This window comes from Pseudomonas khorasanensis (genome assembly GCF_014268505.2).
Classification (GTDB): Bacteria; Pseudomonadota; Gammaproteobacteria; order Pseudomonadales; family Pseudomonadaceae; genus Aquipseudomonas; species Aquipseudomonas khorasanensis.
The window spans coordinates 231,486-246,511 of sequence record NZ_JABWQP020000001.1 but is presented as its reverse complement, the minus strand read 5'-3'; the positions used below and the strand labels follow the sequence as shown (position 1 = coordinate 246,511).

Annotated in this window: 13 protein-coding genes; all 13 read right to left on the bottom strand. The window is 59.2% G+C overall.

All coding sequences use genetic code 11. The annotated features are described in order from the left end of the window. Window positions 1–33: 33 nt before the first annotated feature. Window positions 34–1,482: a flagellar filament capping protein FliD gene (gene fliD / locus HU727_RS01195; protein ID WP_186532045.1), complete on the bottom strand. Its 1,449-nt coding sequence runs from the start codon at window positions 1,480–1,482 to the stop codon at window positions 34–36. 82 nt (window positions 1,483–1,564) lie between these two features. After that, window positions 1,565–1,921, bottom strand: coding sequence for a flagellar protein FlaG (locus tag HU727_RS01190; RefSeq protein ID WP_186532046.1), 357 nt, complete (start codon window positions 1,919–1,921; stop codon window positions 1,565–1,567). A gap of 72 nt (window positions 1,922–1,993) precedes the next feature. Beyond that, window positions 1,994–2,845, bottom strand: a complete 852-nt coding sequence (locus tag HU727_RS01185) for a flagellin domain-containing protein (RefSeq protein ID WP_186532047.1) — start codon at window positions 2,843–2,845, stop codon at window positions 1,994–1,996. A 242-nt stretch (window positions 2,846–3,087) separates the two neighbouring features. Further along, a complete protein-coding gene (locus HU727_RS01180; RefSeq protein WP_186532048.1) occupies window positions 3,088–3,354 on the bottom strand; it encodes a hypothetical protein in 267 nt (88 codons plus the stop codon). Then, on the bottom strand, window positions 3,351–4,640 hold the full coding sequence (locus HU727_RS01175) for a motility associated factor glycosyltransferase family protein (RefSeq protein ID WP_186532050.1): 1,290 nt from the start codon (window positions 4,638–4,640) through the stop codon (window positions 3,351–3,353). Before HU727_RS01175 ends, HU727_RS01180 begins: the two co-directional genes overlap by 4 nt. An 86-nt stretch (window positions 4,641–4,726) precedes the next feature. Next, window positions 4,727–5,653 carry a ketoacyl-ACP synthase III gene (locus HU727_RS01170; protein ID WP_186532051.1) on the bottom strand — a complete coding sequence of 309 codons (927 nt, stop codon included), beginning with the start codon at window positions 5,651–5,653 and terminating at the stop codon, window positions 4,727–4,729. 226 nt (window positions 5,654–5,879) lie between these two features. After that, window positions 5,880–6,932, bottom strand: a complete 1,053-nt coding sequence (pseI, locus tag HU727_RS01165) for a pseudaminic acid synthase (protein ID WP_186532052.1) — start codon at window positions 6,930–6,932, stop codon at window positions 5,880–5,882. Then, the gene (gene pseG, locus HU727_RS01160; RefSeq protein WP_186532053.1) at window positions 6,925–8,430 is read right to left on the bottom strand and encodes a UDP-2,4-diacetamido-2,4,6-trideoxy-beta-L-altropyranose hydrolase; all 1,506 of its coding nucleotides are present in this window, start codon (window positions 8,428–8,430) and stop codon (window positions 6,925–6,927) included. Before pseG ends, pseI begins: the two co-directional genes overlap by 8 nt. After that, window positions 8,427–9,122 carry a pseudaminic acid cytidylyltransferase gene (gene pseF / locus HU727_RS01155; protein ID WP_186532054.1) on the bottom strand — a complete coding sequence of 232 codons (696 nt, stop codon included), beginning with the start codon at window positions 9,120–9,122 and terminating at the stop codon, window positions 8,427–8,429. The genes pseG and pseF overlap by 4 nt, the downstream gene beginning before the upstream one ends. Before the next feature lie 6 nt (window positions 9,123–9,128). Further along, entirely contained in the window at window positions 9,129–10,292 is a 1,164-nt protein-coding gene (pseC, locus tag HU727_RS01150) for a UDP-4-amino-4,6-dideoxy-N-acetyl-beta-L-altrosamine transaminase (RefSeq protein WP_186532056.1), read from the bottom strand. After that, window positions 10,289–11,290 (bottom strand): UDP-N-acetylglucosamine 4,6-dehydratase (inverting), encoded by a 1,002-nt coding sequence (pseB, locus tag HU727_RS01145; RefSeq protein WP_186532058.1) that lies wholly within the window; start codon window positions 11,288–11,290, stop codon window positions 10,289–10,291. Before pseB ends, pseC begins: the two co-directional genes overlap by 4 nt. 23 nt (window positions 11,291–11,313) lie before the next feature. Further along, window positions 11,314–14,238 (bottom strand): TIGR00180 family glycosyltransferase, encoded by a 2,925-nt coding sequence (locus HU727_RS01140; protein ID WP_186532059.1) that lies wholly within the window; start codon window positions 14,236–14,238, stop codon window positions 11,314–11,316. A 49-nt stretch (window positions 14,239–14,287) separates the two neighbouring features. Beyond that, complete coding sequence (locus HU727_RS01135) at window positions 14,288–15,016, bottom strand: cephalosporin hydroxylase family protein (protein WP_186532060.1); 729 nt, start codon at window positions 15,014–15,016, stop codon at window positions 14,288–14,290. Between the last annotated feature and the right edge of the window lie 10 nt (window positions 15,017–15,026).

Below are 15,026 nucleotides of genomic sequence, written 5' to 3'. Positions count from 1 at the left end.
AAAGCGTAGCCGGGTTTTTGTCGTTACTGCCTGTTATTTCGCGGACTGCTGAGCGTTCAGCGAGCTGAAGAACGACGTGATATTGCTCGCCGTTGCCTTCATCTGACCTACCAGCAAGTCCATGGCGTTGTACTTGGCCGTCAATGTCGACGTCAGGTTGGCAACGCGCAAGTCCAGAGCTGCCTGCTGCTTTTGCAGGCTTGATGACAGATTAGTCAGGTTGGAGCTGCGCTGATCGAGCAACCCACCTGTCTTCACGTATGGATCAACCGCCGCAGTCATACGCGCCAAAAGACCATTCTTGGCATCGGTACCGCTGAACAGCTGCTGAACCTGGCCAGCCATGCCTGGGGTTTCCATACGCTTGTTGAACACGGCAGTGTCGAGCGTCAGCAAACCGGTCTTGTTATCTGTCAGCACGCCCATTTGCGACAGAACAGCCAATTGCCCTTGCCCGCCAGCCCCTGGATCGGTCAACTGGGCACGGATATCAGCCATCAGCGAACGCGGCAGCGCGTCACCGGTAAACGCTGCGGAAACGGTCAGATTGCCATCGGCGTCAGCCGTTGCCTTGGACAGGGTGTCGACGGTTTTCTTCAGGGTGTTATAGGAATCAATGAACGACTGAAGCGAGGTCTGGATACCGGCAGTATTGGTCGCGACCGAAACCGTCGCCGGGGTTTGAACCCCGCCCACTGTAGGACTTACGGCAGCCAGATTCAGGGTCATGCCGCTGATGGCACCAGTCACTGTATTGGTCTTGCTGGTGACAGCCAGGCCGTCAATGGTCAGGCTTGCATCCTTGGCCACGTCGCCGACCGCCCCGGATGCACCTGCCGCAGGATTATCACCCATCTTCTGGGTACCATCGATTTCAAGACCCGCAATACCACTGACCTTCAGGTCCATGCCTGCGCCAGTCTTGTTGGAGCTCAGGACCAGACGCGAGGCGCCAGTACTGTCAGTCACGATGTTCGCGGAAATACCGTTGCTGGCCTGGGCGGTGTTGATCGCATCGCGCGTGGACTGCAAGGTGGCATTGGCCGGAATCGCGACATTGTAATCAGTGCCATTCTGACTGATTTTCAGAGTACCACTCGGAATGGCACTGGCGGCTCCGCCGGCAAAGGCGGCACTGGCTACTTTCGAGCCGGTGGCCAGGTTTTTCACGACGACGCTGTAAGTACCCGGTACGGCGGTTTTATCCGAGGTAGCACCGACAACCGATGGCGTGTCAGACGTTGCGGTAAAACCGGCAAACGCCGGGCTCGACGCTTTGTTCAGGTCACCCATCGCTTTCTGATACGCAGCCAGTGCACTTTTCAGCGAACCGACACCGGAGATCTTCAGGCTGTTGGTTTTGGTTGCGGTGTCGATCTGCGTCTGCTTGGCAGACTTGTCGGCGTTGACCAGCGCGGTCACGATCGCGCCGATGTCCAGGCCGGAACCCAGTCCGGAACCCGGTAGAATTGGACTTGCCATGTGCATCTCCCTTCAGATTGTTGCCATTCTTTTGACCGTTACCAGCATCTTTGGAACGAACAAACACTATTCATGCCATTTATCAGACTTTGGCGTCGAATAACACGTGGCTTGCATTGGCGAGGCTGTCAGCCAGTTTAAGGGCTTCGGCGGAGGGAATCTGTCGAACCACTTCACCCGTCTCGCTTGCAATAACCTTGACGATGACTTTTCCGGAATGCTCATCTATCGAGAACTCCAGATTACGCTTGATCGACTGGACAAACTTTTCGATCTCTTGCACCGCCAGCTTCAACTTGGCGCTGTCCGAATCCTGATCCTTGGCAGCGACCGGCGCTTCAGTCCTTTCGACTTTAGGCAATTCTGACGGTTTGTCAGCAACCGGTGGCACTGGTTTTGGAGCCGGATAAGACACGTTAAGCTTTACGCTCATGTCCATGCCCATCACCTCTTAACGAAAAAAAGCGAGAGAGCACGACCAGCGCACTCCCCCGCTCAAACTTGTTCCGAATTACTGAAGCAGCTTCAGTACAGCGGAAGGCAGTTGGTTGGCTTGAGCCAGAACCGAAGTGGAAGCTTGCTGCAGAGTTTGCTGCTTGGTCAGGTTAGCAGTTTCTGCGGCGAAGTCGGTGTCTTGTACACGACCCTGGGCAGCGGTGGTGTTTTCAGTGATGTTCTGCAGGTTGGAGATGGTGCTGGTCAGACGGTTTTGCGAAGCACCCAGGCTGGCGCGGGTGGCACCGATGTTAGCGATAGCGGCGTCGATTGCGGTGATCGCGCTGTCGATGTTCTGAGCTGCGCCAGAAACACTGGCACCGGTCAGGGACAGAGTGCCGCTACCTACCGACAGGCTTACTGCGTCGAACTTGGAGCTCAGTACCAGGTCGATGTGGTTAGCCGAACCGGTGTTTGCGCCAACTTGCAGGGTCACAGTACCAGCCGAACCGTCCAGCAGGTTTTTGCCGTTCAGGTTGGTCGAAGCCGAGATACGGGTGATCTCGTCGGACATCTGAGCGAATTCAGCGTTGGTAGCGGTCTGGTCAGCAGTGCCGTTGGTACCGTTACGGGCTTTAACAGCCAGTTCACGCATACGCTGCAGAATGTCGGTAGTAGCTTGCAGAGCGCCTTCAGCGGTCTGGGCAACGGAGATACCGTCGTTGGCGTTCTGGATGGCCTGGGTGTTACCGCGGATCTGCGAAGACATACGGTTGGAGATCTGCAGGCCAGCGGCGTCGTCTTTGGCGCTGTTGATTTTCAGGCCGGAAGACAGGCGCTGCATCGAAGTGGACAGAGCGTCGGAAGCGCGGTTCAGGTTTTTCTGAACGTTCAACGATGTGGTGTTGGTGTTTACTGTTAAAGCCATGACGAATTCCTCGTTGGTTGGGTACTGCGGCTTCCGGCCCTGGCAACCGCCGGGTATGGCCTAGAGAACCTTCGTAATAGTTATCGTCGGGTTTGCAGGTTGCTTGAGGGGATTTTGAAAAAATTTTGCCATCACCCTGCCACTCCCAAGAAAACAACGACTTAGCAATACCTCCACCACGAATAATTGGCGTCATAAAACCGGACACGCTGCAAAGCACCGGGCCAGTGCCGCTCAACGTCTCAGCGCCGGGCACTTTCCAGCAACTCAGCCAGCTCGTATTCCATAAAGTCGGCCAGACCCAACCAGTCCTGGCGCTCCTGACAATCGAGCATGTGCATGAGTATCTGCGCCCACGCCTGCTGCACGTCCGCGGCGGCTGCCGAGAGATGTTGCTGTGCCTGCTCGAACACATCGACCATCGCCAATGCCGCTTCGACATCGCGACCCAGGCGAAACAACGCGGCACATTGGCGACACTGATCCAGACTCTGATTCAGCGCGCTCATTGCACGAACTCCGGGTTGAAAGCGGTTCCGGCAATCAGCGCACCGGCGCGACTGCTGTTGAAAAATTCGACCTGTGGATGCGCAGCAATGTAACGCTCCAGCACACACAGATAACCGCGAAAATTCAATTGGGTGCTGACGCGCTGGCCATGACCGTCGCGCACCCAATGCCGCGCCTGAGCCACCGGCGGCCCCAGGTCGCCATCGCCCCAGCCAGCGTGAGTCTTGTTCATCGGGAAGGCGAAGTCAGCGCCGAACAGGGTGATCCGGGTCGCACCCATTTTTACGGCGAGATCTACCGCCGGATGAATCACGCTGCCGCCGACATGCAGCTCACCGCGCGGATACTGTTTTCGCAGGTCGTTGTAGATCGGGCTCGCTGAATAACCGCCGTAACGTTTGCCCTTCCACGCCTTCAATACCTGCGGATCGCTCATGGGCAGGTACACCAGCGCGATACCGTCGGTTGCCTCGCAAGGCAGATGTCGAAAACCGATGCGCTGATCGATGCTCACCACCAGGTCAGGCGCGATGCCGTGCTCACGCAATGGCCGGTAGGCTGTATCAACGCAAATGAACAATGGCCGTTCGGCGTGCTGACGGATCGCGGCCAGACGTTCGAAATGCTGCTCCAGCGTCGGCCCGGTGGCGATCACGTAGATTTCCCGGCCGGCATGGCTGCCAGACAACTGCGCCACATCGGCATCGCCGAGCAACACCGGCAGACACTCCTGCAAGCGCTGCTGAATGTCCGGCGACTGCGGATCGAAATCGCGGTTGTTGAATGTCAGGTGCACTTCATTGATAAGCCGGTCGCGGATCTTCGCATTGAAGTCATCGGCCAGCAGCATCTCGGCAGGCAAGGCAAAAAACGGCGTGAAAAAGTCCGGGTGATCACCGGCATAAAACAACTCGACGCGCGGATTTTCCAGCCACTGGCGCTGATCAAGCAGTTGCAGCACCAGCGCAAACAGGGCGCCGTTGAGGATGTGCACATACAAGCGCTCCAGCCCCGCTCGCTCAAGCAGCACGCCGGGCAAGTCGCCAAGCCCGGTGCCATAGACGTGCAGCTGCGGTTTTTCCGGCAGGCTCGCCGCCTGAATCTGCGCCTCATGCACGCGATCATGGCGACTGGTGAGCTGAATGCCGTCGACGCTCAGCGTCGAGCCCAGCCCTTGCACGAGTTCGGCCTGCACGGCCGCGCTGTCTTCAGTCATCAATCGCTCGAACAGCGCCGGCCAGCGCCGTTGCAACACTTCTGCATTGGCTTGGAAAAACTCGCTCATGGCGCCTCGCGCTCCGTTCAGGCAAAAAAATAGCGTTCAAGGTTAACCTTGAACGCTATTTTTTTATAAGTCGTTTTTGCTGCAGCTTACGGACGATAGATGATTGCCGAGCCCCACGACAGGCCGACGCCAAAACCGCTGAGCGCAATGCGCTGCCAGTCGGAATCGATGACGTGTTTTTCCAGCAGCAGCGGAATGCTCGACGACACGGTATTACCGGTCTCGACCATGTCCTTGATGAATTTCTCCGGTTCGCCCTCGAAGCGTCGTGCCACGGCATCGACAATCGCCGCGCTGCCCTGGTGGATGCAGAACGCGTCGATGTCATCGGCCTTGAGGCCGGAATCGTCGAGCAGCTCGTGCAAGTGTGCAGGTACTTTCAGCAAAGCGAAGTTGAAGACCTGACGACCGTTCATGAAGAACACGCCGTTGCTGACTTTCAGGTGCGGAGCGCCGGAGCCGTCGGTGCCGAACTTGGCCTTGCCCAGCGCCCAGGTCGGGTTTTCGCCCATCCAGGTCGCGGTGGCGGCATCACCGAACAGCATGGTGGTGTTGCGGTCTTCCGGGTCAACGATTTTCGAATATGGGTCGGCGGTGATCAGCAGGCCGTTCTTCAGGCCGGCGGCTTCCATGAAGCCCTTGATCGCGTAGATGCCGTAGACGTAACCAGAGCAACCCAGGGAAATATCGAAGGCCGCGACGTTGGTCGGCAGGCCCAGTTTGTCCTGCACGATTGCTGCGGTGTGCGGCAAGCCTTCTTCATCACCGTTCTGGGTAACGACAATCAAGGCGTCGATCGATTCACGCTTCAGTTCAGGATTGCTGGCAAACAGCGCATTGGCCGCTTCCACGCACAGGTCGGAGGTTTCCTGCTCAGCGTCTTTGCGCGGCAGGAAGGCCGAACCAATCTTGCCAAGGATGAATTCTTCATCCTTCTCGAATTTTGCACCTTGTGCGTAATTGTCCACGCCGGCTACAGGAACGTAGCTCGCAATGCTTTTTATGCCAATCATTACGGCTTCCCAATAAAAAACAGCCCAAAACCACCGCTCGCAAGGATTCGAGGGGCGCCGACAAACAGAAAATGGCCGCCACTATGGGCAGCCACGGGAAGCACAAAGGGCTATCACTGGATCCGAAAACGGGCCAGGCGCCATCTTCCCGGTCAATACAATACAGTGAAGATGCGCGTTATGACTCGCAGGTCACGCTATTTTGCCGAATCGATGGCAGATTGGCTTATTCGACCAACGACCAATCCAGCGGCGTACCGAGCTTGATCGCGGTGCGCGCGTGGCGCCCGAGGACGGCATCGGTGTGCTTGGGAGGCAGGCCGAGGCCGGGGCGAATGGCGCGCAGATTCTCCACGGTGAAGGGCTCACCGGCGGCCATGTCAGCGGTGACATACAGCGAACGGCGATAAACCAGAGATTTGCGTTCGGCCTCGGTCGGGCCGTATTGCACCTGACCCAACGCCTGCCAGGCACGCTCTGTTTCCGTAACCAGACTGGCCATTTCCGCTGGCTCCAGGGAAAAACTCGCGTCCACGCCGCCGGCCGAACGGTCCAGCGTGAAATGCTTTTCCACCACGGTCGCCCCCAGCGCCACCGCCGCCACCGATACGCCAACGCCCATCGAATGGTCGGACAGCCCAACCTCGCAGCCGAACAGCTCGCGCAGATGCGCAATCGTGCGCACGTTGCTGTTGAGTGGCGTCGCCGGATAAGTGCTGGTGCACTTGAGCAACACCAGATCTTTGCACCCCGCCTCGCGTGCAGCGCGTACGGCTTCATCGAGTTCGGCGATGCTGGCCATGCCCGTGGAGATAATCAGCGGTTTACCGGTAGCCGCCACGCGGCGGATCAAAGGCAGATCGGTATTTTCGAAACTGGCGATCTTGTAGGCCGGCACGTCCAGGCTCTCGAGAAAATCCACCGCGCTGTCATCAAACGGCGTCGAGAACGCGAGCATCCCAAGCTCTTTGGCCCGAGCGAAAATCGGCGCGTGCCACTCCCACGGTGTATGGGCTTTTTCGTACAACTCGTACAAGGAAGTGCCCGCCCACAGGCTGCCCGGATCCTTGATGAAAAACTCGCCTTCGGACAAATCCAGGGTCATGGTGTCGGCGGTGTACGTTTGCAATTTCAAAGCATGCGCCCCGGCCTTGGCGGCGGCCTCGACGATTTGCAGGGCGACGTCCAGCGACTGGTTATGGTTGCCGCTCATCTCGGCAATGATAAACGGCGGCGCATCGGCACCGATCGTGTGGTGACCCATCTTGAAACTAGGCATGCGGGTGATCCTTCAGAACACGGCTGAACGCGCAGGTCTCTTGAGTGAACCCGGCGTCGCGAAAGACTTTCAATGAGGACTGATTGGCGGGCATGACCCGGGCAGTGATGCGCGTCAGTTGTGGCCAGTGCGCGGCGACAAACGCCTCGCCTCGGCTGAGCACTGCCCTGCCCCATCCGAGGCCAAAACGCCCCTCCAGCAGATAGATTGACACTTCGGCTTCGAACCCGCACAAGTCGTAACGCAGCACCCCGACCGGGCCGTCGTCCGCCTCGGCAATCAGCATCAGTCGCTGCGGATTGTGCAGACTCGCCTTCAGCCAGTTGAGGTGTTGGGCCCAATCGATCACGCCCGTCTCCAGCGACCAGCGGCGCACCGCCTCGGCATTGCGCCCATCGAACAGCAGCTGCGCATCGTCCAGCGTCACCGGGCGCAGCTTGAGCACAGCGCCGGCCAGTGCGGCCGCCACCCGCTCGGCACCGCGCCCATCGACCAGTTGCCGCGAGCGTTCGGCCAGGCTCTGCCGCACATAATAATTGTCGACGACAAAGCCGACCGCATCACGCAACTGCTGGACGCTGACTTGCTCGCGCGCGCCCATGAACACATGCGCCCCGGCGGCGGCCATGACTTCACCGTTAGCCTGTTGGTTGTTCGCCACGGCGATGCAGATCGTCGGCAAGCCCAGCGCCGCGCGCTCCCAACTGGTGCCGCCGCCGGCGCCGATAAACAGATCGGCTTCAGTCATGCGCTGATAGAAATCGTTGACGAAACTGTGCAGGCGCCAGTTCGGCCGAGTCTCGGCCAGCGCCTGCATCTGCGCCCACGCCGGATTATCGGCACCCGCGACGAAGTCCACTTGCAGCTCGGCAAAATCGGCCAGGGCGAGCATCGCGTGATGGGTCTGCATCGCCGCGTCGAACCCGCCGAAATTCACCAGTACCCGACGCGCCTTCGGCTTGATCTCGATGGCCGCGCAGTTGAACTCTTCACGCAGCATCGCGTAGCGCGGGCCGAGCAAGGTGCGACAGCCGTCGGGCAGCAGCGGCGCGTAGTGTTCGCTGAGACCGGACAGGTTCTGATTAAGCAGCAGATCAACGCTGTAGCGCCGGGTGGCCAGATCGTCCACCGCGGCAATTCGGTGCGCCCAGCGTCGCGCGGCGGTTTGCCAGAGGTGATCGAGGCCGTAGTGGTCGGCGATGATCCAGTCGAACATTGCCTGCCCCTCCAGCAGCAGGCCCAGGGCATCGATGTCGAACTGCCACGGCAACATCGATTCGATGGCCTGCAGCGGGTCTTCATCGCGATAGCGCTCGGGCAGCGAAAAGGTCTCGAAGCCCTCGGCATTCAAGGCTTCGAGTCGATGCCCCGGCAAACGCCGACAGGCGAACGCGACATGACTGCCCTGCCCGCGCAACACCCGCGCCAGCGTCAGGCAGCGGGCTATATGGCCGCTGCCAATGGTCGGCGAAGCGTCGGCGCGAATCAGCACTCTCATTGCAGTTCTCCACCGGCCATTAGCGCGGCGTACAGGTATTCGGCGCGTTGCCAGTCTTCAGGTGTGTCGATGTCCTGCACCAGATGGCGTGGCAGGATCACTGGCAGACTCGCCGGCGAGAACAGCGTCTCCCCACGCAACCACGCTTCGCTACGGCCCCAGTAAAACTGGCCGGCGTCCTGAAAGGCTTCGCGCAGATCCTGCGAACGGGTCGTGCGAAATTCCGGGTAAAGGGAGGTCAACGCGCCCTCCTCGTCGAGGGTCAGCGCACGCTGCACCGGGAAACCGAAAGTGCACACCGAAAAGGCAAATGACTTGCGCGGATGATTTATGAGCAATTCCAGCCCCTGACGCAGATAACGTGCCTGCAACAATGGCGCCGTTGCGTACACGCAGCAGGCGTAATCGAACGCTGGCAATTGCTGCAAGGCATGCACAATCACCGCTGCGGTACCGGTGAAATCATCAGCCAGATCAGCAGGACGCATGAACGGCACTTGCGCGCCATGGACCCGCGCGACCTCGGCGATTTCCTGGTCATCGGTACTGACCACAACTTGTTCGAACAACCCCGAATCCAGCGCCGTGCGAATCGAACGGACAATCATCGGTACGCCGTCGAACGGCTTGAGGTTCTTGCGCGGGATGCGCTTGCTGCCACCACGGGCGGGGATGATCGCAACGCAGCTCACGGTGCCTTACTCCTCAAGCAGCAACCGACGCAGTTGCTCGACCACCTGATCCTGTTGTGCTTCGCTCAGCAAAGGGAACAGCGGCAAGCTGATCGCCTCGGCGTAGTAACGTTCGGCCTCGGGAAAGTCCCCTTCGGCAAAACCCAGGTCGCGATAGTACGGCTGCAGGTGCAGGGGAATATAGTGCAGATTCACGCCAATGCCGGCCGCGCGCAAACCCTCGAACACCTGACGATGACTGAGGTTGCAGCGATCGGTCTGCAGGCGCACCACGTACAAGTGCCAAGCCGACTCGGCTTCCGGCTGCGCGTTTGGCAAGGTCAGCGGCAGGTACGCGAGCAACTGATCGTAGCGCGCTGCCAGTTCGCGGCGACGTGCGATAAATTCATCCAGTTTGCTCAGTTGCGACAGCCCCAGCGCCGCTTGCAGATCGGTGATCCGGTAGTTGAAACCGAGTTCGATCTGCTCGTAGTACCAAGGGCCATGGCTGGGCTCGGTCATTTGCTGCGGATCGCGGGTCATGCCGTGGCTGCGCAGGCGTTGCAGGCGCTCGGCCAGGGCCGGGCGATTGGTCAGGACCATTCCGCCCTCGGCGCTGGTGATGATCTTCACCGGATGAAAACTGAACACGGTCATCGCTGCAAATTCGCCGCAACCGACCGGGCGCCCGGCATAGCTGGCGCCCACCGCATGCGACGCGTCTTCGATCACAGTGAAGTTGTAGCGCACCGCCAGTTCGGCGATCTTGCGCAGGTCACAGCTCTGCCCGGAGAACGCCACCGCGACGAGGACTTTCGGTAGTTTATCGTCACGTTCAGCCTGTTCGAGCTTCGCTTCAAGGGCAAAGGCATCGAGGTTCCAGGTCAGCGGATCGATGTCGACGAAATCAACGTCGGCGCCGCAGTAACGTCCGCAATTGGCCGAGGCGAGAAAGGTGTTCGGCGAGGTCCACAAACGATCGCCCGGTCCCAGATCAGCCGTCAGACAGGCAATGTGCAGCGCCGCCGTGGCATTGCACACCGCCACGGCAAAATCGGCCTGACAGCGCTCGGCCATCGCCTGTTCGAAGCGTTCGATGGCCGGCCCTTGGGTCAGCCAGTCCGATTGCAGCACCTCGACCACCGCATCGATGTCCGACTGATCGAGACTCTGCCGACCGTACGGGATCATACCGACAGCTTCGCGTGCAGATCGGCGATCTGCCCGACCGAAAGGAAATGCGGGTTGGTGTCAGAGCGATACTCGAAATTTTCGCTCACCGCCCGGCCATGCTCGCCGAGTTTGTCCACGGCAAAATCGACGTCGACGCTGGTGAAACGGATCGATGGCTGAATGGTGTAGTGATCCTCGAACTCAAGGGTCATGCGCGCATCGTCCAGCGGCACCATCAGCTCATGCAGCTTTTCGCCGGGGCGAATGCCGACGTTCTTGTGTGGCAGATGCCCGGCCATGCCGCGTGCCAGATCGACGATGCGGATGGACGGAATCTTCGGCACGAATACTTCGCCGCCATGCATGCGCGCAAAGCTGTCGAGCACGAACTGCACGCCGTGGTCGAGGGTGATCCAGAACCGCGTCATGCGCTCGTCGGTGATCGGCAATTGCTCGGCGCCGTCAGCGATCAGCTTGCTGAAAAACGGCACCACTGAGCCACGCGAGCCCGCCACATTACCGTAGCGCACCACGGCAAATCGAGTCTGCTGCTCGCCGGCAATGTTGTTGGCGGCGACGAACAATTTGTCCGAAAGCAACTTGGTCGCGCCGTACAGGTTGATCGGGCTGGCCGCCTTGTCAGTGGACAGCGCGACGACTTTCTTCACGCCATTATCGATGGCGGCGGCGATGATGTTTTCGGCGCCGTTGACGTTGGTGCGGATGCATTCGGTCGGGTTGTATTCCGCCGCTGGCACCTGCTTCAACGCGGCGGCGTGCACCACGTAGTCGATGCCGCGCATGGCTTGGCGCAAGCGGTCGGCGTCACGCACGTCACCAAGGAAATAACGCATGCATGGCGCGTTGAACGTCTGCTGCATTTCGTACTGTTTCAGCTCATCGCGCGAAAACACCACCACGCGCTTGGGCTGGTATTGCTCCAGCAGCCGGCGGATGAAATTGCGCCCGAACGAGCCGGTGCCGCCGGAGATGAAAATTGATTTACCGTTGAACATGTTCTGATTCCTGTCCGGCTAGCTTAAGCGATCAACTGCGCCCAATTGATCGAGGCGTTTTCGCCCAGGGTGAAACCTTTGCCGGTCAGGGCCAGATTGGCGTTGTACGCCGGATCCTGCGCGAAGGCGTCTTGCCATTTTTCACGCAACGCCGCCAGTGCCGCTGGCGCCTGCGGCAGCTCGCCGGTATGCAGCACCTGCACCAGCGGCGTCCACACGGTCAGATAACCGGCCTGACCAGTCTTGAGGCACAGGTCGACATCGGCATACCCCGCTGCGAAGGTCACCTCGTCGAGCCCGCCCAAGGCGCTGAACAACTCTTTGCGAACCATCAGACACACCTTGGAGACGGCCGAGTAATTCTGCTCGACCGCCAGACGCTGCATGTAACCCTCGGCCTTGTGTTTCTCACCCGTGAACGGCGAACCCACGCCGTCGTTGAGGCCAAGAATCAGACCAGCCTGGGCTATCTTGCCGTCACGGTCGACCAGTTTGGCGCCGACGATACCGACCTCGGGACGCTGGGCGTGATTGAGCAGCGAATCGATCCAGTTCGGGTTGACCACTTCGGCGTCAGCGGCCAGCAGCACCAGATATTCACCCTGCGCCTGTTCGCTGGCGGCGTTGTACAAAGCGACTTCGCTCAGCGGCTGATCGGCACGCAACACATTGACCCTGGCGTGGCGAAGTGTGCCCAGCCAATCGTTGACCGCTGCAGACTGATTGGCATTGCCCGCCAGCAGCACTTCGTAGCGGCTGTAGCGGGTACGCAGCAATACGCCATCCAGGCAGCGGCGCATTACCGGCAGATCGTCGATGACCGGCACAATGATCGACACCAGCGGCTGTTCGGTGTGGCGATAATCGATCTGCCAGGTTCCCGGCGAGGTTGAACTGACCTTGGCCTTGTAGCCGCGATTGCCGAGATGGCGCAGCAACGCCAGGCGTTCATGGGCGTTTTCTTCCAGAGGCGCCTGCTCGGTGATCAGCAGAGGCTCGTCGAGATGTGCGAGCCCGTCGAGGCCGCCCTGCTCAATGATGCGCAGCAACAGATCGAATTCCAGCGCTTTGCTGAAGTCGGCCTGATAACCACCGGCTTCGAGCAACACTTCGCGACGGATCAACCAGTGGCGCGCCATCAGCGACGGCACGCTTTGCAGCAGGTCCAGATTGAAACCGGGGCGGAATACGTCGACCAGTGCGCCGTTTTCCTGGCGCTGTATCGCATCCGTGGCCACCGCCCGTACGCCAGGCGCCGCCATCAGCTCCAGACTGGCACGCAGCAGTCCGGCAGCCGTGAACTGGTCACCCGCCTCAGCCAACAGCAGCCAGTCGCAAGCCGACTGATTCACACTTTGGTTGAGTTTGTCGACGAAGCTGCTTTGGGTCACCCGTACAAAGTGCAAGGTATTTTGCGCAGTGGTTGAGGCCGGCGGTTCACCGGTGGTGAAGACCACCACTTTGAAGGCTTTGCTGTGACCTTCTAGCAAGCTGTCCAGAGTGACCTGCAACTTGTCGATGTCGTTGTCCAGATCGAGCAGGAAAATCCCGAACTGCGGACCACCGGCAACATCCGCCAGATGACGGGCAATCGCCTCGGCCTGCTCGGCATCCGGCGTGCGCGCAGCGAGCCACTGAAGCAGCCGGCCAGTCAACATTTTGTCGAATGTCGGCTGGTGGCCCTCAGGTAGAACTGCGTCCAGGCGAGCGAGCCAGTCGCGCAATTTTGTCGGCTCGCTCTCTTCGCCCAGCGGTTGCAGGTGCGCGATCAGACGTTTGACCACCGCACGATTGAACACGTTGCTGTCGTGCGCCTGCCAAAGGCGGTCCAGCACGCTGTCAGGGGTGTCGTTATTGCGCGCCAGCATCAGGCTCTGCTGACGCGCCCAGACGCCTTCGAGCCCCTTGAGCTGCTTACGCCCGGCAGGCATTGCGTGTAGCAGAAACTCGAACTGGGCCAGCTGGTCGAAAAATTCCTGATTATAGAAGGGCATTTCAACATATTGCTTCGGACCAAACATTCGCTGCGGGCCAGTCTCGATATCGTTCCATGTCGATTCGATAATCAGTTCTGCGGTCAGTGCACGGTTGGTCTGCAGGCTGGCAGCCAGCATGGCGAAGCTCTCAAGTACAAACTGTTTGCCCTGCTGTGGATCCTGGTGCTGGATCTGGGTCGGCAATCCGGCGAGGAATCCGGCAAACGCTTCACGACCGGCCACGCTCTTGGCGTCCATATAGGCCAGAGAGTGAAGGATCTCGGTATTGTGATCGGACTGTCCATAGTTGATTTCTCGTACGACATACGGGATCGGCAGAATCCGCGCTTTGCCCCGTGCCAGCATGTAATAGGTGTGACCGACCTCCTGCCACTGGAAGATCGTGTCTTGCGGCATCGCGTCGTACCAGTCACGCAAGATCGCCGTACGCTGAACGGCATAGAACGGCGGCAGATACTGATGCATATAATCGAGCAGACGAACCTCGGCCTGATCGGACGAGTAATCCTCACAGACTTTCTTGTCGCGGCGGTAATAATTGACGCTGGTGGCCAACGCCAGATACATCATGCTGTAGCCATGGCACAGGCTGTAATCAGGGTTGGCATCCATGAACGCCACGGCTTCATACAAAGCGTCATGCACAAGGAAGTCATCGTCGGCGGCGAACACCATCAGAGGCGTCTGCAACTGTTCGACACCATAGGCCAGCTTGGCGCGAATTCCCCAGTAGCCGAACTGCGGCAAGTGCCGATAATCCACGTTGGTGAATTCGGCAGGGATGCCCGCCAGCGCTACCGCTGACGAATCCAGCACCAGAATCCTGCACGGCAGGCTGCTGTAAAAGCGAATGGCTCTACGCAGAAACGCCGGGCGCTCGTGAGAAATCAGCACAACGGTCAACTGTTCGTTGAGTGCCAGACCGGTTCCAGAAGTATTATTGCCTTGCATATATTCCCCACGAGCGGCGAGTCGCCGAAGACTCATCGTTGTTTGTCGATTAGCGCACGCGACGCAGATAACCATCCGGCGCGACAGTGATCAGCAACTTGCTGTGAATCGCCTGATCGATTTCGAAATCGCTGTTTTCTTCCAGGTAAGCCCACACTGCGGTTTTCGGGTTGTCACCCTTGCCCCATGGACGATCAGGGAAAGCATCGGCCGGCATGTCTTCGACCACGGTGTCCATGACCACGCAATAGCTGCCCACCGAAACCAGCGGAGCATACAAACGCAGTTCTTCGAGCACATGCTCGTGGGTGTGGTTGGAGTCCAGCACCACCAGCACTTTTTTGCCCTTCACGCGCTCGTGCACCTGATCGACTATGGCGGAGTCGATGCTCGATCCCTGGATCATGCTGATGCGTTTGAACATTGGGTGCGCTTCGATGGCTTCTCGATTGTGCTGGCGGATATCGATGTCTACGCCCAGTACTTCGCCATGACCGATAAGCTCCAGGATAGAGGCATAGAACACCAGCGAACCGCCATGAGCGATGCCGGTTTCCACGATCACGTCCGGACGCAGGTTCCAGATGATTTCCTGCATCGCAACCATGTCCTGCGGGAATTGAATGATCGGCCGGCCCATCCAGCTGAAGTTGTAGGTGTACTTGTGTCTGGCCGTGGTGCCGACCCAGTTCAGTGACTCGTTCTGCAATACCTGATCTTTCTGCAGACCTTCGATGTTGGCTTTCACTTCTTCGCGAAACTGCTCATGCGGATTCATTGCAACTCTC

Coding starts and splice junctions, on each gene's coding strand:
- fliD (WP_186532045.1), bottom strand. CDS start 1,482: ATGGCAAGTCCAATTCTACCGGGTTCCGGACTGGGTTCCGGCCTGGAC.
- HU727_RS01185 (WP_186532047.1), bottom strand. CDS start 2,845: ATGGCTTTAACAGTAAACACCAACACCACATCGTTGAACGTTCAGAAA.
- HU727_RS01135 (WP_186532060.1), bottom strand. CDS start 15,016: ATGAATCCGCATGAGCAGTTTCGCGAAGAAGTGAAAGCCAACATCGAA.
- pseI (WP_186532052.1), bottom strand. CDS start 6,932: ATGCCTAGTTTCAAGATGGGTCACCACACGATCGGTGCCGATGCGCCG.
- HU727_RS01175 (WP_186532050.1), bottom strand. CDS start 4,640: ATGAGCGAGTTTTTCCAAGCCAATGCAGAAGTGTTGCAACGGCGCTGG.
- HU727_RS01140 (WP_186532059.1), bottom strand. CDS start 14,238: ATGCAAGGCAATAATACTTCTGGAACCGGTCTGGCACTCAACGAACAG.
- HU727_RS01170 (WP_186532051.1), bottom strand. CDS start 5,653: ATGATTGGCATAAAAAGCATTGCGAGCTACGTTCCTGTAGCCGGCGTG.
- pseB (WP_186532058.1), bottom strand. CDS start 11,290: ATGTTCAACGGTAAATCAATTTTCATCTCCGGCGGCACCGGCTCGTTC.
- pseG (WP_186532053.1), bottom strand. CDS start 8,430: ATGAGAGTGCTGATTCGCGCCGACGCTTCGCCGACCATTGGCAGCGGC.
- pseC (WP_186532056.1), bottom strand. CDS start 10,292: ATGATCCCGTACGGTCGGCAGAGTCTCGATCAGTCGGACATCGATGCG.
- HU727_RS01190 (WP_186532046.1), bottom strand. CDS start 1,921: ATGGACATGAGCGTAAAGCTTAACGTGTCTTATCCGGCTCCAAAACCA.
- HU727_RS01180 (WP_186532048.1), bottom strand. CDS start 3,354: ATGAGCGCGCTGAATCAGAGTCTGGATCAGTGTCGCCAATGTGCCGCG.